This is a genomic window from Botrimarina mediterranea (assembly GCF_007753265.1).
Lineage (GTDB): Bacteria > Planctomycetota > Planctomycetia > Pirellulales > Lacipirellulaceae > Botrimarina > Botrimarina mediterranea.
In genome coordinates this window covers 704,063-726,471 of sequence record NZ_CP036349.1, presented here as the reverse complement: position 1 = coordinate 726,471, position 22,409 = coordinate 704,063, and the positions used below count along the sequence as shown (strand labels likewise).

The 22,409-nt window shown below is 64.0% G+C and carries 17 protein-coding genes; 8 read left to right on the top strand and 9 right to left on the bottom strand.

Going from position 1 to position 22,409, the window contains the following annotated elements; translation table 11 throughout:
- Nucleotides 1-62: 62 nt before the first annotated feature.
- The 4 genes from Spa11_RS02870 to Spa11_RS02855 all read left to right on the top strand — a co-directional run bounded on the left by Spa11_RS02870 (nucleotide 63) and on the right by Spa11_RS02855 (nucleotide 7,669).
- Complete coding sequence (locus tag Spa11_RS02870; protein ID WP_145107179.1) at nucleotides 63-890, top strand: glycosyltransferase; 828 nt, start codon at nucleotides 63-65, stop codon at nucleotides 888-890.
- Nucleotides 880-2,031, top strand: a complete 1,152-nt coding sequence (locus Spa11_RS02865) for a glycosyltransferase family A protein (protein ID WP_145107176.1) — start codon at nucleotides 880-882, stop codon at nucleotides 2,029-2,031. Before Spa11_RS02870 ends, Spa11_RS02865 begins: the two co-directional genes overlap by 11 nt.
- A 125-nt stretch (nucleotides 2,032-2,156) precedes the next feature.
- A complete protein-coding gene (gene cimA, locus Spa11_RS02860; protein WP_145107173.1) occupies nucleotides 2,157-3,722 on the top strand; it encodes a citramalate synthase in 1,566 nt (521 codons plus the stop codon).
- A 713-nt stretch (nucleotides 3,723-4,435) separates the two neighbouring features.
- Nucleotides 4,436-7,669: a valine--tRNA ligase gene (locus Spa11_RS02855; protein ID WP_145107165.1), complete on the top strand. Its 3,234-nt coding sequence runs from the start codon at nucleotides 4,436-4,438 to the stop codon at nucleotides 7,667-7,669.
- 149 nt (nucleotides 7,670-7,818) lie between these two features.
- Here the strand turns inward: Spa11_RS02855 and Spa11_RS02850 are convergent, their stop codons facing one another.
- The 6 genes from Spa11_RS02850 to rpmI all read right to left on the bottom strand — a co-directional run bounded on the left by Spa11_RS02850 (nucleotide 7,819) and on the right by rpmI (nucleotide 13,929).
- Nucleotides 7,819-9,207 (bottom strand): AMP-dependent synthetase/ligase, encoded by a 1,389-nt coding sequence (locus Spa11_RS02850; RefSeq protein WP_197529691.1) that lies wholly within the window; start codon nucleotides 9,205-9,207, stop codon nucleotides 7,819-7,821.
- A gap of 93 nt (nucleotides 9,208-9,300) precedes the next feature.
- Nucleotides 9,301-11,361, bottom strand: a complete 2,061-nt coding sequence (gene pheT / locus Spa11_RS02845) for a phenylalanine--tRNA ligase subunit beta (protein WP_145107147.1) — start codon at nucleotides 11,359-11,361, stop codon at nucleotides 9,301-9,303.
- Nucleotides 11,362-11,399: 38 nt separating this feature from the next.
- A complete protein-coding gene (locus Spa11_RS02840) occupies nucleotides 11,400-11,801 on the bottom strand; it encodes an SMI1/KNR4 family protein (RefSeq protein ID WP_145107136.1) in 402 nt (133 codons plus the stop codon).
- Nucleotides 11,802-11,885: 84 nt separating this feature from the next.
- Nucleotides 11,886-12,992, bottom strand: coding sequence for a phenylalanine--tRNA ligase subunit alpha (pheS, locus tag Spa11_RS02835; protein ID WP_145107126.1), 1,107 nt, complete (start codon nucleotides 12,990-12,992; stop codon nucleotides 11,886-11,888).
- 166 nt (nucleotides 12,993-13,158) lie between these two features.
- A complete protein-coding gene (rplT, locus tag Spa11_RS02830) occupies nucleotides 13,159-13,578 on the bottom strand; it encodes a 50S ribosomal protein L20 (RefSeq protein ID WP_145107118.1) in 420 nt (139 codons plus the stop codon).
- 147 nt (nucleotides 13,579-13,725) lie between these two features.
- Nucleotides 13,726-13,929 (bottom strand): 50S ribosomal protein L35, encoded by a 204-nt coding sequence (rpmI, locus tag Spa11_RS02825; RefSeq protein ID WP_145107114.1) that lies wholly within the window; start codon nucleotides 13,927-13,929, stop codon nucleotides 13,726-13,728.
- Nucleotides 13,930-14,243: 314 nt separating this feature from the next.
- Between rpmI and Spa11_RS02820 the strand changes: the two genes are divergently transcribed.
- The 3 genes from Spa11_RS02820 (at nucleotide 14,244) to Spa11_RS02810 (ending at nucleotide 19,057) form a co-directional block, all read left to right on the top strand.
- Complete coding sequence (locus Spa11_RS02820) at nucleotides 14,244-15,644, top strand: ammonium transporter (RefSeq protein ID WP_391503302.1); 1,401 nt, start codon at nucleotides 14,244-14,246, stop codon at nucleotides 15,642-15,644.
- A gap of 400 nt (nucleotides 15,645-16,044) precedes the next feature.
- A complete protein-coding gene (gene acs, locus Spa11_RS02815) occupies nucleotides 16,045-18,021 on the top strand; it encodes an acetate--CoA ligase (protein WP_145107107.1) in 1,977 nt (658 codons plus the stop codon).
- Between the two features lie 436 nt (nucleotides 18,022-18,457).
- The gene (locus Spa11_RS02810; protein WP_145107104.1) at nucleotides 18,458-19,057 is read left to right on the top strand and encodes a Uma2 family endonuclease; all 600 of its coding nucleotides are present in this window, start codon (nucleotides 18,458-18,460) and stop codon (nucleotides 19,055-19,057) included.
- A gap of 103 nt (nucleotides 19,058-19,160) precedes the next feature.
- On the opposite strand, the gene Spa11_RS02805 is transcribed toward Spa11_RS02810, so the two are convergent.
- The gene (locus Spa11_RS02805; RefSeq protein WP_145107101.1) at nucleotides 19,161-20,189 is read right to left on the bottom strand and encodes a hypothetical protein; all 1,029 of its coding nucleotides are present in this window, start codon (nucleotides 20,187-20,189) and stop codon (nucleotides 19,161-19,163) included.
- A gap of 240 nt (nucleotides 20,190-20,429) precedes the next feature.
- Here Spa11_RS02805 and Spa11_RS02800 point away from each other — a divergent pair, with 240 nt between their 5' ends.
- Entirely contained in the window at nucleotides 20,430-20,726 is a 297-nt protein-coding gene (locus Spa11_RS02800) for a hypothetical protein (RefSeq protein ID WP_145107098.1), read from the top strand.
- A 24-nt stretch (nucleotides 20,727-20,750) separates the two neighbouring features.
- On the opposite strand, the gene Spa11_RS02795 is transcribed toward Spa11_RS02800, so the two are convergent.
- Nucleotides 20,751-21,434: a hypothetical protein gene (locus tag Spa11_RS02795; protein WP_145107093.1), complete on the bottom strand. Its 684-nt coding sequence runs from the start codon at nucleotides 21,432-21,434 to the stop codon at nucleotides 20,751-20,753.
- 62 nt (nucleotides 21,435-21,496) lie between these two features.
- On the bottom strand, nucleotides 21,497-22,339 hold the full coding sequence (locus tag Spa11_RS02790) for a hypothetical protein (protein ID WP_231933129.1): 843 nt from the start codon (nucleotides 22,337-22,339) through the stop codon (nucleotides 21,497-21,499).
- Between the last annotated feature and the right edge of the window lie 70 nt (nucleotides 22,340-22,409).

Genomic DNA, 22,409 nt, shown 5'->3' with positions numbered 1-22,409 from the left:
TCCGTCCCTCACCATCCAGCATCTCGCAATTTCGACGCCGCATCGAATTGGGTCATCGAGAGATGGCGTGCAGCACCTGCGCGGTTGTTGGATTGGCGCGTAATGTTGCAGGTCATCTCCCTGCGACGATCGAGCGGATCGAACGACTTGGCGGTGGCTTCGCCGACTACCGTGTTTTCGTCTACGAGAATGACTCGTCCGATCTGACACCGGACATGCTGAGGGTCTGGGCGGCCGCCAACGAGCGGGTCCACGTGCAGAGCGAGCAACTCGGCGACCCGACTCACCCCCCACTGCGCTGCCTGACGCGGGCGGCATCGATGGCAAGCTACCGCACGCAGTGCCAGCGGTATGTCCGCGACAACTGGGCCGGCGTCGATTACGTCTGCGTCCTGGACCTCGACCTCGCAGGCGGCTGGCTCGAAGACGGCGTCGCGCACACCTTCGGCTCCCCAGGATGGGACTTCGTCGGTTCCTACGGTGTGATTATCCAGCGCCGGCGGCTCAGCCCGTACGTGCCGCTGCACTACGACACCTGGGCTTACCGCAGCGAGGGATCGTACGACGAAGTCTCCGGCCGGGAAGGCAACCTCTTGTCGTGGCGCCTCGGCGACCCGCTGCAACCGGTCTACTCCTGCTTTGGCGGCATGGGCTTCTACCGCACCGAGGCCTTTCTTTCCGCCACCTACGGCGGCGAGGACTGCGAGCACGTTGTTCTCCATCGCCGAATGCGGCAACGTGGCTATGGTCGGCAGTTCCTCAACCCGAGTCAGCTTTCGCTCTACGGCCGCAAGACGAAGAGGTGGGACCCCGTTGTGATTGCACTCGACCGGTTCCAGCAACGACTGCGGCGGCGCCCGCAATCGGAGGCGGACAGGCATGTCGCTTGATGCAACCCCGCCACTGCTAAGCGTGGTGGCGCCACTCGATGAACACCGCGGCGTGGCGATCGCTGCAATCAGCTCGTGGCTCGCTCAGGACTCAGCCTCCTTGGCACGCTGCGAACTCATCGTCGTTGCCGATGGCAGCGAGCCCGAGCTCGAGCAAGAAATCAGCTCGATGCTCCGGCAACAAGATCGGCTGCTGCGATCGGAGTCCGGCAATCTCTTCAGCAGCTACAACGCCGCGGCGGAGGCGGCGCGGGCTCCGGCGCTACTGTTCACGGAGTCGCACGTTGTCGCGGAAGAGGACTGCTTGTCGGCGGTGCTGCGTGAGATCGAGACGAGCGACCCTCCGACCGCCGTGCTCGCCAGTGGCGGACTCTACGCCGGGCGGTTCCCGGAAACGATCGACCGCCTATTTGACGACGAACTACCCCGCCGCCTCGCGCAGGGGTGGGACACGATGGTGGTCCGTGGCACGCTCGTTAAAAGATGCTTGTGGAAATCGCTTGGCGGATTTCAAGATCAGTACGGTCACTACGCGTCGCTGCTCTTCGGCGCGGCGATGTCGCAAGCCGGCGTGCCGTCGCGGATGATCGAGGAGGCTCGGGTGTTGCACGGGAACGAAGGCTCATTCGCCGAGTTGCGGGCGCCGCTCCTCGAATTCGGCCGGATGGAGGTGCGTTTCCGCGCGGAGAACCCACATAGCCCTCTGCTAGATCGACTCCCCGCCTGCCGCAACTGGGAACAGCGAGCGAAGTACGGCCGGCGCGGGGCGGCCGTGGCGATCGGCTCGGGCTTCGCCGCCTCGGTGAAAGCTCTGAGCCGGGGCCGACTGGCCGAGGCGTTCCGCCAAGCGGGTCGAACGCTCGCCGCGACGCCGAACTGGCTCTTCGGCCCGGACTGGGCTGTGGCGAAGGCGCGAATCCACTACCGCTGGGCCCTGGTGCGACTCCGGCTGTTCGCTAGGTCGCCGACCCTCTATTGCAAGGCGTTTCGCGACGCTTGGGGCGGGCTGATCCGCTGCGGGCGATTGGTCGAGGTGGCCGATCAACTCCGCCGAGCAGCTACTCCGCGAACCTCTTCTCCCGAGGCGGAGTCTTTAGACGCCACGGCCAAGGCGGCCGAACCGACACGCTCGGCCGCCTGAGCCCGCCGCCACGCAGCCCGTGGAAATCCTGCGCCCGTGTGTCGCGGAGCGGCTCGGGTTAGAATCGTGGCTTGCGGCGCCCGTGCGGCGGCCCGCCCCCAGCTAGATGGCAGAAAGTACGCGGTATGACCAAGATCGAACTCTACGACACGACCCTCCGCGACGGCGCCCAAGGCGAGGGCGTCAACTTCTCGCTCGACGACAAGGTGCTGATTGCCCGTCGGCTCGACGAGATGGGGTTCGATTTCATTGAGGGGGGGTTCCCGCTCAGCAATCCCAAGGACGCCGAGTTCTTCGAACGGCTCAAGAAAGAACCGCTGAAGAACTCGAAGGCCTGCGCGTTCGGCATGACGCGCCGCCGCGGCGTGAAGGCGGCTGATGATCCGGGCATGAAGGCCTTGCTTCATAGCGAGACGCCTGTCGTCACGATCGTCGGCAAGACCAGCGACTTTCACGTGGCCGAGGTGCTCCGCGTCAGCGAGCAAGAAAATATCGACATGATCGCCGAGACGATCGCTTACTTCGTCTCGCAAGGCCGCGAGGTCGTTTACGACTGCGAGCACTTCTTCGACGGCTGGAAAAGCAACCCTGCTTACGCTGCGAAGACGATCCAAGCCGCCGCGCAGGCGGGCGCACTACGCATCGTCATGTGCGACACCAACGGCGGCACGCTCCCCGAGGAGATCGCTCGGTTCACGAAGGAAGCCGCCGCCGCGGTCGATACGCCGCTGGGCATCCACACGCACAACGACTGCGAATTGGCGGTCGCCAACTCGCTCGCCGCGGTCGACGCCGGCGCCGTCCATGTGCAGGGCACCATCAACGGCCTCGGCGAGCGTTGCGGCAACGCGGACCTCATCAGCATCGCTGCTAACTTGGCGCTTAAGAAGGAAGGCTACGAAGTCCTCAGCCCAAAAAAGATCGCCCGCCTCAGCGAGCTGAGCGGCTACGTCTACGAGATCGGCAATCTCCTGCGGCGCATCAACCAGCCGTTCGTCGGCCCCAGCGCATTCGCTCACAAGGGGGGCATGCACGTCCACGCCGTCAACCGCGTCGCCCACAGCTACGAGCACATCCCGCCTGAGACCGTCGGCAACGAACGCCGCATCCTCGTGAGTGAGCTCTCCGGCCGGTCGAACATCATCGCCACCGCGACGAAGCTCGGCCTCGCGGAAGACGCTGACCTGATGAACCGCGTCCTCGAAGAGATCGTCAACCGCGAGAACCGCGGCTACCAGTACGAAGCGGCCGAGGCGTCGTTCGCTCTGCTCGTGCGAAAACTCGCCGGCACGTTCGTCCCGCACTTCACGCTCGAGAAGTACCACGTCACCAGCGAAAACCAGGGCGCCGGCGCCACGACCGAAGCGACCGTCAAGCTGCACGTGCACGATGAGGTCGAGCACCGCGTCGCCGAAGGGGACGGCCCCATTAATGCCCTCGACGCCGCGTTACGTAAGGCGCTCAAGGCCCATTACCCCAAGCTCGCCCAGATGTCGCTGGTGGACTACAAGGTCCGCGTCATCAACAGCGAAGCCGCCACGGCCGCGAGCGTCCGCGTCGTAATCGAATCGCGCGACGAGTCCGACGGCGAGACCTGGGGCACCGTCGGCGTGGACGAGAACGTGATTCAGGCGAGCTGGGAAGCGCTCGTCGACTCGATCGAGTACAAACTTTGTAAAGACGAAGGATGAGCGCGTCCACTTTGGGATTCGCCATCCGAGAGCCACTCGTGCATCCCTGCAATCTATTTCGCTGGCGAGGGATGAAGGTTCGCTTCTCGCTTGTGCTGCTAATCGCTTCGGTCTTCTGGGCCATTACTCCCTTTGACAGAGTCTGGGCGAACCGCCCTTTGTGGGAGCAGTTGTTCGCCTGCATGCTGGCAGGTATTGGTCTAGTTCTCTGCTACGAATACGAGTGCGGTGAAGCTGCCACATTTCACTCCAACCGTATTGCATTGAAGTTCAAAAACTCGCTCAACAGAGGTCCGCTTCGATACCTCTGGGGAAGGTCGGAATGGGTCTGGTCGGAAGTCGACTACGTCTCAATCGACGACGGGGAAGCAAGCCTTCGCCCCCCTCGGATCCGCCTCCAGTTTCGAGAAGGATCGGCTCTTGAGATTGGGCTTCTATGCGCCGCAGACGCCAATAATGTCAGACGGTGGCTCTCAGAAGCAGAGGTGGCAATTGAACTGAGGACACCCGGCTCTCCCGAACATTCCGGGCTCGGCTCCCGACTCACTCGCTTCTGGCGTGACGCACTAGCAAGCCACTCCCTAAAATATGGGCTGTCGGCTTGGCTCTTGTGAGTTCATCGACAAAATAAGGCCCCGCTGGTTGTTTGGGCCCCAATCGGCGATCCTGGTTGATCCTGTCGATCCCGTCTAATTCCCCCTGCTCGCGTCACGATGCCCGCCAAGACCGACCTCCAGTCGCTCCCCGCCGCCTACGACCACCACGCCGCCCAAGAGAAGTGGTACGCCTTCTGGGAGTCCAAGGGCTATTTCCACGCCGACCCGGCGCCGGTTTTGGCGGGCAAGAAGAAGCCCTACTCGGTCGTCATCCCGCCGCCGAACGTCACCGGCGCCCTGCACCTCGGGCACGCCCTCAACAACACACTCCAGGACATCCTCTGCCGCCGCAAGCGGATGCAGGGCTTTGAAGTCCTCTGGATGCCGGGCACCGACCACGCGGGGATCGCGACGCAGGCCGTCGTCGAGCGCCGGCTGCTGCAAGAGGAAGGCAAAAGCCGCCATGACCTCGGACGCGAAGGCCTCGTCGATCGCATCTGGCAATGGAAGGAACAGTACGAGAAGCGGATCACCGGCCAACTCAAGCAGCTCGGCGCGTCGTGCGACTGGCAGCGGCAGCGATTCACGCTCGACGACCAATGCGCCCGCGCGGTGCGTGAGACGTTCTTCAAGCTCTTCTCGGACGGCAAGGTCTACCGCGGCAAGCGGCTCGTGAACTGGGACACGTTCCTCCAGACCGCCGTCTCCGACGACGAGGTCTTTCATGAGGAGACCAAGGGGCATTTCTGGTCGTTCCATTACCCGGTAGTCAACCCGAAGGCTGGCGAACCAACGCACGTCACGATCGCCACGACGCGTCCCGAGACGATGCTCGGCGACACGGCCGTCGCGGTTCACCCCGACCCCGCCGCGCAGCTCGAGCGGGTCGAAGCCGAACTCAAAGAGAAACTCGCCGCCGCGCCTGCGAAGGAAAAGGCGCCGATCGAGAAGCAACTCGAAGCCCTCGCGGCTCGCCGCTTAGCGGTGCTCCCCACGCTCCTAAAGCTGCGCGACATGGCGAAGCGCGGCGTGATGCTCAAGCTTCCGCTGTGTGATCGTGAGATCCCGCTGATCGCCGACGAATGGGCCAAGCCCGAACTCGGCTCCGGCTGCGTAAAGATCACGCCCGCACACGACCCGAACGACTACGAGGTCTACCAGCGCCACACCGAGATCGGCGCGATCAACATCTTGAAGCCCGACGGGACGCTCAACGAGAGCGTCCCGGCGAAGTATCGCGGCCTGACGATGCCGCAGGCTCGCAAGGCCGTCATCGAGGACCTCGCCGCCGCCGGTTTCCACGACCCCGAGACCGATGTCGAAGACCGACTCATCGACCTCGCTCATAGCGACCGCAGCAAGACGCCGATCGAGCCGTACCTCGCGGACCAGTGGTTCGTGAAGATGGACGAGCTCGCCCAGTCCGCAATGGACGCCGTATCGTCCGGCGAGGTCCGTATCATCCCCGAACGCTACAGCAAGAGCTATCTCGATTGGCTTGGCGAGAAGCGCGACTGGCCAGTAGGCCGACAGTTGTGGTGGGGACACCGGATTCCGGTTTGGGCACGGTCTACCGCAGCCTCATCACCTACTGACCCATCCTCACTTGAGCAGTTGCTAGGAAGAAAGATAGCGTCGCAGTCGCTAACTTTCCCCTCACAAGAGTCAACTGAGACTAGGTCTATGCAGTGGCGAATTGATCCAAAGGAGGATCTAGTTCATGCCCTCATTTCGATCGCACCGAATGACACTGAAGGCGAAGCTAGAATAGAGTCGCAAGGCTTTGTCCAAGACGAAGAAGTCCTCGACACTTGGTTCAGCTCCGCCCTCTGGCCCTTCTCCACGATGGGCTGGCCGGAGCAGACCGACCTCCTAAAGGCGTTCTATCCGACTTCGACGCTCGTCACCTCGCGCGACATCATCACGCTGTGGGTCGCCCGCATGGTGCTGATGGGCGAGTACTTGAAGCCCCTCGGCGACGACCAGCCGGGCGTCCCCTTCCCCGAGGTCTACATCCACCCCAAGATCCTCGACGGCTTCGGCGAGACGATGTCGAAGTCGAAGGGGAACGGCGTCGATCCGCTCGACGTGATCGAGCAGTTCGGCGCGGATGCCTTACGGTTCGGCATCGCCTACCTCACCACCGAGACGCAAGACGTCCGCCTGCCGGTGGAGTTCGTCTGCCCACACTGCAACACGAACGTCCCGCAGACGAAGAAGAACCGCGTCCAGCCGACGGTCGAATGCCCCTCGTGCAAGAAGCCGTTCCGCACGCAGTGGGCCGAGAAGCCCGAGGACCTGGCGCTCGCGCGCGGCCCCGTCACCAGCGAGCGTTTCGAGTTAGGCCGCAATTTCTGCAACAAACTCTGGAACGCGAGCCGGTTTGCGCTGGCGAACCTCGAAGGTTATTCACCCGCGGCTAGCGCCGACGGCTCACCTTCGACCGCAAAAAAGGAGCCGTCGGCGCTAGCCGCGGGTAGCCTCACGGACAACCTCCGCATCGAAGACCGCTGGCTCCTCAGCCGACTCTCCACCGTCACCGCCGAGGTCTCCCAAGCCCTCAACGAGTACCGCTTCGCCGACGCCGCCCGCACGCTGTACGAGTTCGCCTGGAACGAGTTCTGTAGTTTCTATATCGAGATGACGAAGGCCCGCTTTAGTGAAGAGGGTGACGACAAACGTGTCGCCCAAGCGGTGCTCGCCCATGCGCTCGACGTGCTGTTGCGGCTGCTGCATCCGATGACGCCGTTTCTCACCGAAGAGGTTTGGCAGTTGCTGAACGAGGTCGCGCCGGTCCGGGGCCTTCCGGCCGCGGCTGAGGCGGGTGAATCGGTTTGCGTTGCGGCTTGGCCTTCAAGCGACGCCAAAGCGATCGACCCGCTCATCGAAGAGCAGTTCGCCAAGTTCCAAGCGGTCCTCGGCGCCGTGCGCGAGGTTCGGCAGGGACAGCAGATCCCGCCGAAGGAGACCGTCGAGTTTACGATCCGCTGCGATAAGGCGACCGCCGAGTTGCTCGCTCCGATGCAGCCCTACTTCACGCAGATGGCCCGCGCGACGGCCACGGCAATCGGCCCCGACGCCGCGGCGCCCGACATCGTCGTCACCAAGCCGCTCGGCGCGATCGACGTGCACGTCGACGTGGCGGCGTTCATCGACGTCGAAGCCGAGAAGGCCCGCCTCGCCAAAGAGCAGACGAACCTTACGAAGTACGTCGCCAGCGTGAAGGGCAAGCTATCGAACGAGAAGTTCGTCAACGGCGCGCCGGCCGAAGTCGTCGAAGCGGAGCGGGCAAAGCTCGCCGACGCCGAGGCGCAGCTCGTGGCGGTGGTGGCGGCCCTTAAGCGTCTGTAAGGTTGCGAAGCAACCTGTGGGAGGCGTCTCCAGACGCCGATTACGGTGTCTTGTCCGTGGTCGGCATGGTGCGCGTAATCGGGGTCTGGAGACCCCTCCCACAATAGAACCGCACCAGCAATTTTCGCTCAATTAGCGTCCCTTCGCGCTTACTCGCGGGCAAAGTTCTTCGCGATCACCTCGCGCCGCAAACTCAGCTTCGCCGTCATCTCGCCGCGCTCGCGCTCGAAGCCGCGGCCGATGAGCGTGAACGAGTGGACCTGCTCTTCGCGCGCGGCGCCCGCGAGGCACGCGTCGATCACTTCGCGGTAGAGCGACTGCACCGCTGCATGCCGCAACGCGCCGCGTTTCGACCACACCCACAAGCGGCGGCGTTTAATCTCGGCGCGGAGGCGCTGGGGGTTGGGGACGATGAGCGCCCGCAGGCCCTTCTCGCCATCGCCAAAGACACACGCTTGTTCGATCCACGGCGACGCGCACAGCAGGGCCTCGACGCGTGACGGCGCCACGTTCTTGCCGGTCGCCAGTACGATCAACTCTTTCTTACGGCCGGTGATTGTGAGGAAGCCGTCGCTGTCGAGTTCGCCGAGGTCGCCCGTGTAGAGCCAGCCGTCACGCAACGCCGCGGCGGTCGCCTCGGGGTCGTTGTAGTAGCCGAGCATCACATTCGGCCCACGCACAAGAACTTCGCCATCGCTTGCAATGCGGACCTCAACACCCGGCAAGGGACGACCCACCGTACCGAGCTTGTAAGCCGCCGGCGTATTAACCGTCACAACGGGCGACGCCTCGGTGAGGCCGTAACCCGTGAAGAGCGGCACGCCCTCGTCGAAGAACCGCTGCTCAACCGCCGGCGCCAGCGGAGCGCCGCCGCAGTAGCAGCGCTTAATCTCACCGCCGAGCAGTTGTCGAAGGGACAAGCCCTCCTTGTCCGCCAAATCGATCGCCTTCTGAAAGAAGTACGGCACGCCATTGATCACCGTCGGCCTAACAATCTTGGCGTCACGAAACACCGTCTTCGGACTCTCAGCCAGCACGAGCCGCGAACCCCGCACGACCCACGTGTAAAGGTCGCAAGTCCGCGCGTAAAGATGCTCCATCGGCAAAAACGAAAGCCGCAACTCATCCCCGTCGCCGCCGGACGCCTCGCTGAGCGCGATCGCGTTCGAAGCCAGATTCGCCTCACTAAGCATCACGCCGCGAGGCTCACCCGAAGTGCCCGCGGTCTCGACGATTGTCGATAGCTCTGGAGGGTATTCACTACGATACCGATCACCCTCGGGGATTCGACGCAAATGAGCTAAGTGAAGTGCAAGCGCGTCCCAGACCGGGTGCTCAAGATTCTTCTCGGACCAGCCAAGATGGGGCTCATCGACAGCCTCCCACCAATCGGCCTTATTGCGAGCGCCGACGCCCACCTGCGACCAATTCAGCCAGTTAACATCGTTTCCCTGCCAGTAGCCCAATGCCGCTCTATCGCTGCACCGACTAGCCGTCGCCTCAAGCAACTCAGCAATAGTTGGAATGTAAGACGACACGATATTTCATTGAAGGAACCACAGATGAACACGGATTAACACTGATGAAGACATCCGTGTTCATCTGTGTCCATCCGTGGTTCCAAAACTTTTCTAAGCGCGGAGCTTTCCGCCGAGTTCGCCCTCGAGCGCCGCGACGATGCGGCCCATCACCGCGTCGGCCTGGTCGCTCGTGAGCGTGCCGGCCGTTGAGCGGAGTTGCACGCGGAAGACGACGCTCTTCTTGCCTTCGCCCAGTTGCTTCGCGTCGCGGAACGTGTCGTCGGTGAACGCGATTTGTTCTACCAACTCGCCGCCTGCTTTCCGCGCGGCAGTTTCGATCGCGGCCCACGGCGTCACTTCATCGACGACGATATTGAGGTCGCGCGACACGGGCGGGTAGTTCGAGAGCGGCTTGGTGGTGCGAACGAGTTCAGCAGCGGCTACCAGAACCCCGAGGTCGAGTTCCGCCACCGACGACGCGCCACGCAGATCAAAACGCTCGCGGCCCGCCTTGCTCACTTCGCCGAAGAGGCACAGTGGAATGCCGCCCAGCAAATAGCCGGCGCTGCGGCCGCCGTCGAGCAGAGCGCCCTCGTCGGGGCCGCGGGCCGGGGCGACCGTCAACTCGGCCGCCGGCGCGATCGCGGCGACAAGGCCTTCGATGACGCCCTTCATTTCGAGGTAGCCGCCACCCGACGAGAGCGCGAGCACCCGCTTCTCCGCCGGCAGTTGCCCTTCGCGCGGCAGGTAGACCTTCGCGATCTCGAACAGCTCGACGACGGGGTTCGACAGCGTTTCGTTGGTGCGCCGACACGCCAGCAAACTCGGCACGACACTCTGCCGGAGGACGTTCGCCCGCCGCAGCACGGCCATACCGGTTGAGAGCGAGCCGCTCACCCCGACGGCGCCCGACCACGGCGCGAACGCGTCGGCGAGCTCGGGCTCGACCGCGCTGAGCGTGTACGCCTCGTCAAAGCCGGCGCCGATGAGCACCGCGCGGACCTGGTCGAGCACCACGTCTTCGCGCCGCTTCGCCGACGGGAAGATCGGCAGCGTCGTCGCGGCGGGGATCTTGTCGTAACCGTAAATGCGGGCGACCTCTTCGATCAGGTCACACTCGCGCGAAAGGTCCGCCCGCCACGTCGGTGGAACGACCTTCACGCACTTGTCGCAGTTGTGCGTCTCGGTGCAGCCAAGATCGGTAAGGATCTTGCGAACGTCGTCCGCTGGAATCGCGATGCCAAGCAGCCGCTCGATGCTCGGCCAGCGCAGCTTGATGTGATCGCGGCCTTCGTCGAACGTCCGCTCGTTCGGCTGGTGATTCACATCAATGACGCCCTCTTGCAACTCGCCGCCGGCGAGCTCAAGGATTAACTCGCAGCAACGGCGGCTCGCCCAGTCGATGCTCTCGGGATCGACGCCACGCTCGAAGCGGTAACTCGATGGGCTGTGCAGCGCGTGGCGCCGCGCGGCGGCGCGGATGGCGAGCGGGGCGAAGTCGGCGGCCTCGACCAGCACGTCCACCGTAGCGTCCGAGACTTCCGTATCGGCGCCGCCCATCACGCCGCCGAGCGCAACGGGCCGATTGGCGTCGGCGATGACGACCTCGTCGCCGGTAAGCTTGTATTCCTTGTGATTGATCGCCATGAACGGCTCGTCAGCGACCGCCTTGCGGACGATGATCTTGCCGCCCTGGAGCTTGGCGAAATCAAACGCGTGCAGCGGCTGGCCAATCTCCATCATCACGTAGTTCGTAACGTCAACGACGTTATTGATCGTCGCGACGCCGAGTGTCTTCAGCCGATCTTGCAGCCACGCGGGGCTGGGGCCGATCTTCACGCCCTTGATGAGTCGCGCCGTGTAACGCGGGCAGAGGTCGGGGCAAGACACCGTAACACTGGTTTGCGTTTCAGTGCTTCGGCCGCGGCCTGCCGGCTGCGGCTGAGGTTTTTTGAGCTTCGCGCCGAAGAGGACGGCGATCTCGCGCGCGACGCCGATGTGGCCGAGGCAGTCGGGACGGTTGCTCGTGACTTCGAGGTCGATCGCCGTGTCGTCGCCAACGGCGTGGAACTCTTCGAGGTTCAGGCCCGCGAGCGTGAGGCGCTCGGTAAGGTCCTCGATCGACTTCGGGAGTTCGACGTAGTCGGCGAGCCAGTCGGTTGAGACGATCATTGATTAGCCGCGGAGTTCGCGGAGGACGCGGAGTGATGTCAGCGGATTATCTGATCGATTGCCGCACAATATTCGGCCACGGAGGCAAACTTTTCTTCTTCGATACCAAGAGGATCGTGGCTCAACAGATGGACGACGGGGTCTTCATCGTCTCGCTCAATGATGTAGTAGTTGCCACAACCATCACCACCGATAGCAATGTAGTCTGATAAATCCCAGTCCTCCCACTCGGTATCCGAGAGACAATCCGAATCGATAAAGTTCAACGACTCGCCGATGATTTGTTCGGGTTGATTGTAGATATGTCCTATCTCTGTCCAGATTCGTTTACTTGTCGGGTCATCGAACTCGGAAGGCAATGTGAGCAGCCATGACCTGTAAGCCGGAGGCAACTCCACGCCTAGTTCCGACTCGATCAAGTCGATATCGCTCTCGGACATCTTGATTCCCGATATAGTGAAACGGCTGGAAAGAAGAGTCGCTTCCGTCTTCTCCGCGTCCTCCGCGCACTCCGCGGTGAATCTTCAGAACTGAGCCAGGAACCGTACGTCGTTCGCATACAAGTCGCGAATATCGGTGATCCCGTGTTGCCGCATGCAGATGCGTTCGATGCCGAGGCCGAAGGCGAAGCCGGTGACCTCTTCGGGGTCGTAGCCGACGGCCCGCAGCACGTTGGGGTCGACCATCCCGGCGCCGCCGATCTCCATCCACTTGCCGTCGTGCCAGATGTCGCACTCGACGCTCGGCTCGGTGAACGGGAAGAAGCTCGGGCGGAAGCGGACCTCGATGGGTTCGTTACTCTCCAAACCGAAGTACGACTGCCAGAACATCTGCAGCACGCCCTTCAGGTCGGCCATCGTCACGCCGGGGGCGATGCAGAGACCCTCGATCTGATGGAACATCGGGTAGTGCGTCGCGTCGGCCGTGTCGGGGCGGTAGACGCGCCCGAGCGACACGATCCGCACCGGCGGCGGCGTCCCACCGTCGGCTGAGGCGACGGCCTCTTCCATCGTGCGGATTTGGACCGTCGAGGTTTGGCTGCGCAGCAAGAGGGGCTTGCCGTCGGGGCCCAGGGCGGGCGTCCCCTCATATTTAGCCCCCGGTGACTCACCAGGGGCTAAGTGCGACCCCACCGACAAGTAGAAGTTATCGAGGGGGTCGCGCGCGGGGTGGATCTCGGGGATGTTCAGCGCGACGAAGTTGTGCCAGTCGTCTTCGATCTCGGGGCCTTCGACGGCGGTGAAGCCGAGGCGGCCCATGATCTCCTTCATCCGCTCGATCGTCTGCGTGATCGGGTGGAGACGGCCACGTCGCAGGGGGCGGCCGGGGAGCGTGATGTCGAAGGCAGCCCGCTCGACCGATTTGGCGCCACTCGCGAGACGCTCCTGGGCGGCCATAAAGGCCGTTTCTACGGCCGTCTTCACGGCATTGAGCTTCTGACCGCCGGCGGGCTTATCGGCCTTCTGAAGGCCTCCTAGGCCCTTCTGGATGGCCTTCAGGCGGCCCGCCTTGGCGCCGAGGAACTCCACTCGCGCCGCTTCCAACGCCGTCGTATCGCCAGCGTTGCCGAACGCCGCGGCGGCGTCGGACTCGAACGCATCGAGGTCGGTGAGGAAATCAGCGAGGGCCACGGGCACGCACAAGAACCAGGTGATGGCGCGCCTGGAGAATCCCCGTCCTCTTTAAAGGAGGAACACGGATAGGCGAGGGGCGAATCGGGTACCCGGGTTTCACCCCTCCCCTAGCCCCTCTCCATCAAGGGGAAGGGGATCCACTTCGGCTGCGCCGAGAAATCGCTCAGACCGCAGCCGCTTCGCGGGCCTGCTTTTCCTTGGCCTCGCGGGCCTTGCGATCGTCGTCCTTCTTCTTCATGACCGTCTCGCACTGGGCGAACACGACGTCGAACGCGGCGGCGTCGTTGATGGCCATCTCGGAGAGGCTCTTGCGATCCAGGCCGATGCCCACTTCGTGGAGGGCGGCGATGAACTCGCTGTAGCGGCGGCCGCGCATCCGGCAGGCCGCGTTCAGACGCGTGATCCAGAGGCGGCGAAACTCGCGGGCGCGGACCTTACGGTCGCGGTACGAGTAAGCGCCCGACCGAACGACGGTCTCGGACGCTGTGCGGAGGCAATTGCCGCGGGCGCCGACGTTGCCCTTAGCCGCCTTGAAAATCCGCTTCTTACGCTTGTGACGCGCTGGTGCGTTGGTTGTCCGCATCGTGGGGACTCCGGATTGTGCACAGCCCAGGCCGCGGAGATCAGTCCGCTGTTTTTACGCCCGGCTTGCTGGGTGACGTGGGTGAGGATCTGAGGGGCTAAGGGGCTGAGGGGTTAGGGAAAAATCCCTTAGCCCCTCAGCCCCTCGTCAGTAGCTATTTCCGGCCAGCACTTCGGCGATCTTCTTCGAGTGGCTGTCGGTCGTGGTCGTCGTGCCACGCAGGTTGCGCTTCCGCTTTTGGCTCATGCGGGCCGCAAGGTGGCTCGTGCCGGCGTGGCGGTGCTTCGCCTTGCCGGAAGCGGTCAGACGGAACCGCTTCTTGGTTGCTTTGTGGGTCTTTTGCTTGGGCATTTTGCGGCTCCAGGGCCGGGCGGTATTGGCCGTCGCGGCCCCTCTGTCAAACTAGAGAGTTTCGCGAGCCCCGCAGGATACCGGCTCCGGGGCGGGCGGGGAAGACCCAAATACATCGGCAGTTTGGCGGGCGGGTCTGTTGCAACTCTCGCCGGCGCCGCCCAAGATAGCGACCCAACAGGCGGACCGGGGTCGGTCCTTAAACGGCCCGCGGGTTACTAACCCTTACAACTCAGCTAGGCGGCGAAAAAATGGCCCAAGTAAAGGCTTGGATGGCTCGGGGACCGCGTTTGGCCCTACCGCGTTTGACCCTATTGGGACTCGGAATCCTCGCCTCGCTGGCGATCCTGGCGGGCCCCGCCCTCGCCCAAGAGGAGGCCACGGCGCCCCCCACGGTCGAAGAACTCGCCGAAGGCGTCGCCGCCGCCCAGCTCGCCGGGCACAACGCCTGGATGCTCACTTCGGCCGCCCTGGTCCTGTTTATGACCGTCCCGGGCTTGGCCATGTTCTACGGCGGCCTCGTGCGGCGGAAGAACATCCTCAGCATCCTGATGCAGTGCATCTTCCTGATGGGTCTGATGACGGTCCTCTGGGCCCTGTACGGCTACTCACTCGCTTTTGGCGGCGACGGCCCCTACATCGGCAACGGCGAGTACCTGTTCATGAACGGCGTCGCCCGCACGTGGGACGCCGAAGCGGGCGCCGCAATCGAGCCGATGTTTGGTGGCGAAGTGAAAATCCCCACGCTGACCCACATGGTCTTCCAGGGGATGTTCTTCATCATCACCCCCGCGCTGATCTGCGGCGCCTTCGCCGAGCGGATGAAGTTCTCGGCGATGGTCCTCTTCAGCATCCTCTGGGGGACGCTCATCTACTGCCCGCTCTGCCACTGGGTGTGGGACGGCGGCATTCTTGCGTACGGCGGCGAGCACTCGTGGGGCAACGGCGCCCTCGACTTTGCCGGCGGCACGGTCGTCCACATCAGCTCGGGCGTCTCGGCTCTCGTGTGTGCGATGCTCCTCGGCCGGCGCAAGGGATTCGGACTCGAGGACATGCGTCCCCACAACCTAACCTACACCGCGATCGGCGCCGGCATGCTGTGGGTCGGCTGGTTCGGCTTCAACGCCGGCAGCGAGCTGGCCTCGGACCACCTCGCCAGTAGCGCCTTCGTCGTCACGCACTTCGGCGCCGCGGCCGGCGTGCTCGCTTGGGCCGCTTACGAGTGGCTCACCCGCGGCAAACCGAGCGTCCTCGGCGCCGCGTCGGGCGCGGTCGCCGGGCTCGTGTGCGTGACGCCCGCAGCGGGCTTCGTCTCGCCCATGTCGGGTCTCATCATGGGCGCCGCGGCTGGCCTCCTCTGTGCGTATGCCGTGACGCTCAAGAACAAGTTCGGCTACGACGACGCGCTCGACGCCTTCGGCGTTCACGGCGTCGGCGGCACGCTCGGCGCAGTTTTGACGGGTGTCTTCGCGACCCGCGCGGCGTGGGACATCGGCGAGGGCAAGCCGCTGGGCCTGATCGAAGCCGGCTCGTACGGCGAGTCGGTGCTCGGAGGCCAGCTCTGCGCAACGGCCGTGACGTGGCTGTTCAGCATTGTCGGCACCTTCGTGATCCTCCAAGTGGTGAAGGCGATCACCGGCCTCCGCATCGACGAAGAAGGCGAACGCCGCGGCCTCGACCTGGCCGACCACGAAGAAGAGGGCTACCTGCTCTGACCACTGTGGTGAGTCGATTGCAGGAAAGGAGATACGTAGAACGGGGAGATATTGGGGATGGCGGGGTCGGGCTGCTGACCACTTCCACCAATTCGCCTGATCTCAGAAAGATAAAGAAATAGAACGGCCGGTGGAGGCGATTGCCTCCACCGGCCGTTCTATTTTTGAGGAAGCTAATGACTAGCCGCCCCGGTTCGCCCCTTGATGGCTCCATCCCCACCATCCCCTCGCTTGGTGGCCCGCCTCGCACCGCCGGCCCGAACAGCCAACGCGACTATCCCCAGCACCCCGCCATCCCCGCATCTCCTTCTCCCAATTGCGCCCCGTGGTTGGAACTAACCCTCCCCCGCGGATAGACTCGCTCTCTCTCCTTTCCCCCTTATCTCTCGGAGAAGCGGCGATGGCTGACGCGGCACGTTTGGGCGCGATCGATACGGTGATGCACGAGGACCGCCTGTTCCCCCCCTCGGCGGAGTTCTCCGCGAAGGCGCGGATTCCGTCGCTCGCCGACTACGAGGCCCTCTGGAACGAAGTCGCCGCCGACCCCGTCGCCTTCTGGGAAAAGGTGGGCCGTGAAGAGCTGCACTGGTTCGAGCCTTTCACCGAGACGCTCCGCTGGGACGAGCCGCAGAGCCAGCCTCAAGTGGCCGAGTGGTTTGTCGGCGGCAAAACCAACGCGTCGTACAACTGCCTCGACAAGCACATCGCCGAGGGCAACGGCGACCGCATCGCGTTGCTCTGGGAAGGCGAGCCCGGCGACACCCGCCGCATCAGTTACGTGCAGCTTCACAAGCACGTCTGCAAATTCGCCAACGCGCTGAAGAGCCTAGGCATTCAGAAGGGGGACCGCGTCTCGATCTACATGCCGATGGTTCCCGAGCTTGTGATCGCGATGCTCGGCTGCGCGCGGATCGGGGCGGTCCACTCGGTGATCTTCGGCGGCTTCAGCGCCGAGGCGATCGCCGACCGTAACAACGACGCCGGCGCCGTCGCCATCATCACCGCCGACGCCGCCTGGCGCCGCGGCAAAGTGCTTCCACTCAAGCAGACCGTTGATGAGGCGCTCAAGAAGAGCCCGACCGTCAAGCACTGCATCGTGCTCGACCGCGTCAACGAAGCCGTCCACTGGACGCCCGGACGCGACTACTGGTGGCGAGAGCTGACGCGCAACGCCTCGGACGACTGCCCCGCCGAACCGATGGACAGCGAGGCGCCGCTGTTCATCCTCTACACATCGGGATCGACCGGCAAACCGAAGGGCATTCTTCACACGACCGCTGGTTACACGCTGTGGTCGAAGAAGACCTTCGAGTGGGTCTTCGACCACCGCGAAGGAGACGTTTACTGGTGCACCGCCGACTGCGGCTGGATCACCGGCCACAGCTACGTCACCTACGGCCCCCTCGCCGCCGGCGCGACGTGCGTCCTCTACGAGGGCGCGCCCGACTACCCAGACAAAGACCGCTTCTGGGAGATCATCGACAAGTACAACGTCACGCTCTTCTACACGGCGCCCACCGCGATCCGCGCGTTCATCAAGTGGGGTGACGACTACGTCGACAAGCACGACCTGAGCTCATTGCGTGTGCTCGGTTCGGTCGGCGAAGGGATCAATCCCGAGGCGTGGATGTGGTACCACCGCAAGATCGGCGGCGAGCGTTGCCCGATCGTCGATACGTGGTGGCAGACCGAGACGGGCGGCATCATGATGTCGCCGCTGCCCGGCGCCATCGCCACCAAGCCGGGGAGCTGCACCAAGCCGCTGCCGGGCGTCATCCCAAAGATCATCGACGAGGTGGGCGACGAGTGCGGCCCCGACCAGGGCGGAATGCTCACCATCGCCCACCCCTGGCCCGGCATGCTCCGCGGCATCTGGAACGACCCGGAGCGTTATCAGGAAGTCTACTGGTCGAAGGTCCCCGGCAAGTACCTCGCCGGCGACAACGCGCGTTGTGACAAGGACGGCTACTACTGGATCATGGGCCGTATCGACGACGTGCTGAACGTCTCGGGCCACCGGCTCTCAACGATCGAGATCGAGTCCGCTCTGGTCTCGCACCCCGCCGTCGCCGAGGCCGCCGCCGTCGGCAGGCCGCACGAGCTCAAGGGCGAGGCGGTCGCCGTCTTCGTGACGCTCAAGAACGCCCCACCAAGCGACGAGCTACGAGACGAACTCAAGAAGCACGTCCGCAAAGAGATCGGCGCGCTAGCCCAACCCGACGACATCCGCTTCACCAACACGCTCCCCAAGACCCGCAGCGGCAAGATCATGCGCCGCCTCCTGCGCGACATCGCCGCCGGTAAAGAAGCGGTCGGCGACACGAGCACGCTGGAGGATTACAGCGTGCTGGCGAGTTTGCGGCAGGATGAGGAGTAAGTCGAAGGTATGCGCCCTATTGCTCTACGCGTAGCCACGGCCTTGGTGTTCGCGTTTTGCGTGCTCGATATGGGGTATGCAATCTGGGACTTCTTTAAGCATGACGGTGTGGCATTCTACGCCGAACAACCCGTCCGGGGCGCCTTCGTCGTACTGATCGCCGTAGCAAGTGGTGTCATTTGGCATTTGATTCTGAGGCGCTGTGCCACCGTTGAAAGCGAAGCGAGTCAAGACGCCTGAGTTCAAGCATGATCATTGAAAAGGAGCCGGGTTGCGTAAGCTCCCGGAGTCGAAGCGCCGACCAACGCTAACTCCGGGAGCTAACGCAACCCGGCTCTGTCCTCTATTGTGGCACACGAACTTCTAGGTTCGCTTTGACCCAGCGGCCATTCCGGGCGAGAATAGAGAGGTCTGACCTTTCTCGGGGACTGTTGCCATGACCCTTGCCGACCTCGCCGCCCCGCCGCCCGCGCTCGGCCCCGAGTGCAATGGCATGCTACTGACACCCGCGGAGTATGACGCCGTTGAGGATTGGGAGCCCGACTACCGCTACGAACTCGTCAACGGAGTCCTAATTGTGGCCCCTCCTCCCGGCTTTGGTGAACGTTCTCCCAACGATTACTTGGGCCATCTGCTGTATCGATACCAGGAGCAACATCCGTCGGGCAGTTGTCTCAATGGCACTGCACCGGAGCAAGAAATCCGTTGCGGAGAGAATCGGAGGCGTGCCGACCGGGCGATCTGGGTCGGTCATGGCGCCGCGTTTGATCCCGACAGCGATGTTCCATCGATCGCGATTGAGTTCGTTTCGGAGTCGAGCCGCGATCGCCGCCGCGATTACGTCGATAAGCGAGCCGAGTACGCCGCCGCGGGCGTGCAAGAGTACTGGGTAATCGACCGCTTCACGCGCGAGCTCACGGTCTTCCGCGGCGATGATGTGCAGGTGATTGGCGCGGAAGTGTCGTACGAGTCACCCCTGCTGCCGGGATTTGCACTAACGCTGGCAGAGTTGCTCAAGAGTTCCTTGCCGCGCTAAGTTGCGAATTGGTAGTCGGTAGGGTGGGTCGTGACCCATCGCGAAGCGGACGCCAGCTCTCGGTGGGTTGCAACCCACCCTACCCGCTAGGCTGGGGCTGGCGTCACCACGGCGTGTTCACGAGTATCCCCAGGTAAACCCCCAAGTCCGTCGAGTCCTCAAGGTCCTCGTCGGTCGAGAGCCCGCCCTGGACGCCCCCTTCGATGCCGACGCGCGTGCGCTCGTCGAGGCGACAGTCGCGCGTCGCCAGCACTTCCGCCGACGGGCGACCCAGGGGGAAGTCGTAGCGGATGCCGGCCGAGAGCGTGGAGATCGGCGCGCTGGACGCATTGTCGTTGCTCGATACGGCCGTCGTGATGCCCAGGCCCACGGTGCCTCCCAGTCGCCAGCCGAGGCCGCTGAGGTGGCTCGGTCGGCCCATCGCGCGGGCGAAACGCTCGGTGATGAGTGGCATTGGGAAGTAGAACTCCACCACGTCGAGCGACGCCAAGAGCGCGCCGTCGTCGAACATGTCGAACTCGCTGTCGTTGTTCCGCTTGAGGTCCGAATAGATCCGGGCCTTCGGCTGGAAGAACCGCACCTCCGGCAGGCGCAGGGCGCCGGGCTCGATGATCTCGCCGCCGAGCGGGGCGAGCTGCGTGTGCAAGCCGATCTCTTCGACCGGCACGTCGTAGCGCACGACCATCGCCTCGTCGGGTCCAGGGGTCGCCTCGTCGCCAACGAAGAACGCCGCGACGCGCGCCGAGTACTTGTCGACTTTCGAGTCCGCCTGAGCGCCGGCCTTGATCGGGACGGCGATCAACTCGCCACGGATGCCGTGGGCCGCGAAGAGGTCGTGCGTCGCGCGATCGCCAATCGCCGCCTCGTAGCGCACAACACGGCCCGAGCTCGCCGTGTCGCGCGGCGTCCGCTCGAAGATCGGCCTCGCCGCCGGTTCAAGCACCCGCAGCCCGGCGGCGGGCTCGGTCGGAGGCAGTCGTGCCGGCTCCTGGGTGGCGAGGTTGTCGGCTGCCTGCCAAACCTCGGCTTCATCGAGCCAGCCCGCCCAAGCCACGCCGCTCGTGTCGTCACCCCAGGCGCGCGGAGCCACACACGCTAGGAGGGCGGTCAGCAAGAGCACATGGATAAACACGGGCGGTCTCGCGGCAGGCGAGCAGGGAGAGATGCCTGATAGCAAACCGGACAAGTATGTGGAATGCCGACGCCAAAACCTGCGGCCAGCAGCAGTTCCTCCCAGATTTGGCTCCCCTTCAGCGAAGTTTTTCTTCCCCCCCACGGGTCGGGGGAACTATCCTGCGCTGCTAGCGGCGGAGACACGCGTCGCGATGTCTCGACGCCGCCCTTCTCTTCTCATTTGGGCGAGGCGACCACGATGAGTCCTGCGATCATCTCTCTGATCATCCAGTTGGTGAGCGGCGCGGCGGGTGGCAACGTCATCGGGGCGGTGCTCAAGAAGTTGCCGGTGGACAAGATTCTGGCGACGGTGCTCGGTGCGATCGGCGGCGCTGGCGGCGCTCAGTTAGCGCAACTGATCCCGCAGATTCAAGAACTGCTCGCCAATGCTGGCTACGGCGCCGAAGCCGGCGTTGGCGCTGGCGCCGGCGCGCTGCTGACGATCATCGGCGGCCTCATCAAGAAGGCGATGGCGGGCCCCAGCGCCACGGCCTGATCGCGACAGCTCTTTGGAAAGCCGCTACCAACCGAGTAGGGCCTTCCACACGAGTCTGGCCACGACGACGTAGGCGTTGTCCCACGCCTCCGGTCGGAGGAACTGCACCTCTAGTGCGGCTGAGCCGATGAACGGCCGCAATAACCAAGCTAACTGGACGGCGACGAAGACGTACGCAATCGCCCACCACCGCATCAAGAGTCGGTGCCGCCTGTCGCGCGCGATCAGCGGCCGCAGGTTGCGACGCAGCACGAACTGCCCCGCCACACTGGCGACTGCGAACGCGGCGCCGTTGAACAACAACGCCGTCCGGTAGTCCTGCGACGAGACGTAGAGAAGCACCGTCAAGGGCGCTAGTGAAGCGAGCGTCACCGCCACTGCGGCTTGTGCTGTAACCAGGGCGTGGGCGGCTCGGCTGAAGTCACGCCGCAATCCGAGCAGCGTGCTCAACACGAAGAAAGTCGGCAGGCTGACCGCGAACGCCCCGAGGATCAGCAGCGGGGCTTTGATCGCCGAGAAGACAAGCTGGACCTCCCATTGCGGCAATGAGTTGGAGGCGCGGTAAAGCCCCATGGCGGCGCCGTAAAGACCCCCGAACACCACGACGCAAGCGAGCCGTTCCACCAACCGAACGCCGCGGTCGGGCGCCATCGCCTCGCCACGCAGCACCGTGTCGGCAGTTTGCAACAGTGAGGGGGCAGGCTTCAACAGAGGCTACCAGCAAGGAATGGTTGCAAGACCACGGACCGACATCCCGCTCGGCCGATTTCTCAACCACCGAACAGCAACTCTCGCAACGCTCCCAGCACGGAGGCAAAGAAATTGGATTCACGCCCTCGGAAAAAGGCGAACGGCTGCTCGGGGTTGCCGATGAACGGGCGCAGCACCCAACCCATCTGGGCGCCGACAAGCGAGAACAACACGACCCAGCAGCGGAAGACTAGCCGTGTGTGGTCCCCGACAACTTGCCCCGTGGGCATCTCCAGCGCGCTAGGCGTGGCTTCGTCGTCTTCATCGTTGTGTTCCGACGCCGAGTCGTCTTCGGTCAGGATCACCCCGTGAGAAGGCGCCGGCGTCAACACTCGGTGCAGGGTCTGCAGCAAGAACGCCAACCCCAGCACGCCGGCGACGCCAAACGCGGCGACGTTCAGCAACACGACGAACGGATAACTCGTCGTCGTCAGTGAGAAGAACAGCACAATCGTACCCAGCGACGCGAGCACCGCTAAGTTGACGGCGATAGACGCGGTGAGCAGACGGGTCATCCCCAACAACGTCAGCCGCGACCCGATCAGCGCGTTGGCGACGTAGAGCGATGGGAGCGTTACGACAAGCGTCAACAAGAACAGCGCCGGAGTCTTCAGAGTCGACGCCGCCACCTGCAAGACGGGGCCCAACGGATCGTTAAGCCCCGGTGGCTGCGTCTTCAAGAGTGAGAACGAGCCCATGCACGCGCCGTAGAACATCGCCAGGAGCGCGGCGACGGCGGCGAGCCCCCGCGCCGAGACGTTCAGGCTTTTTTCCGAGAGGGCCTCGGGCCGGGTCATCTCGCCGCGCAACAGGCGGTCGAGGTCCAAGAGTCGGTCACGCAGATACGCGAATCGAACGTCCAATCGAAACTCGCCAATGAATTGCGGGGCGTCAAGCAAGCACGTCGAATACGACGGCGACGCCTCGGGCGAA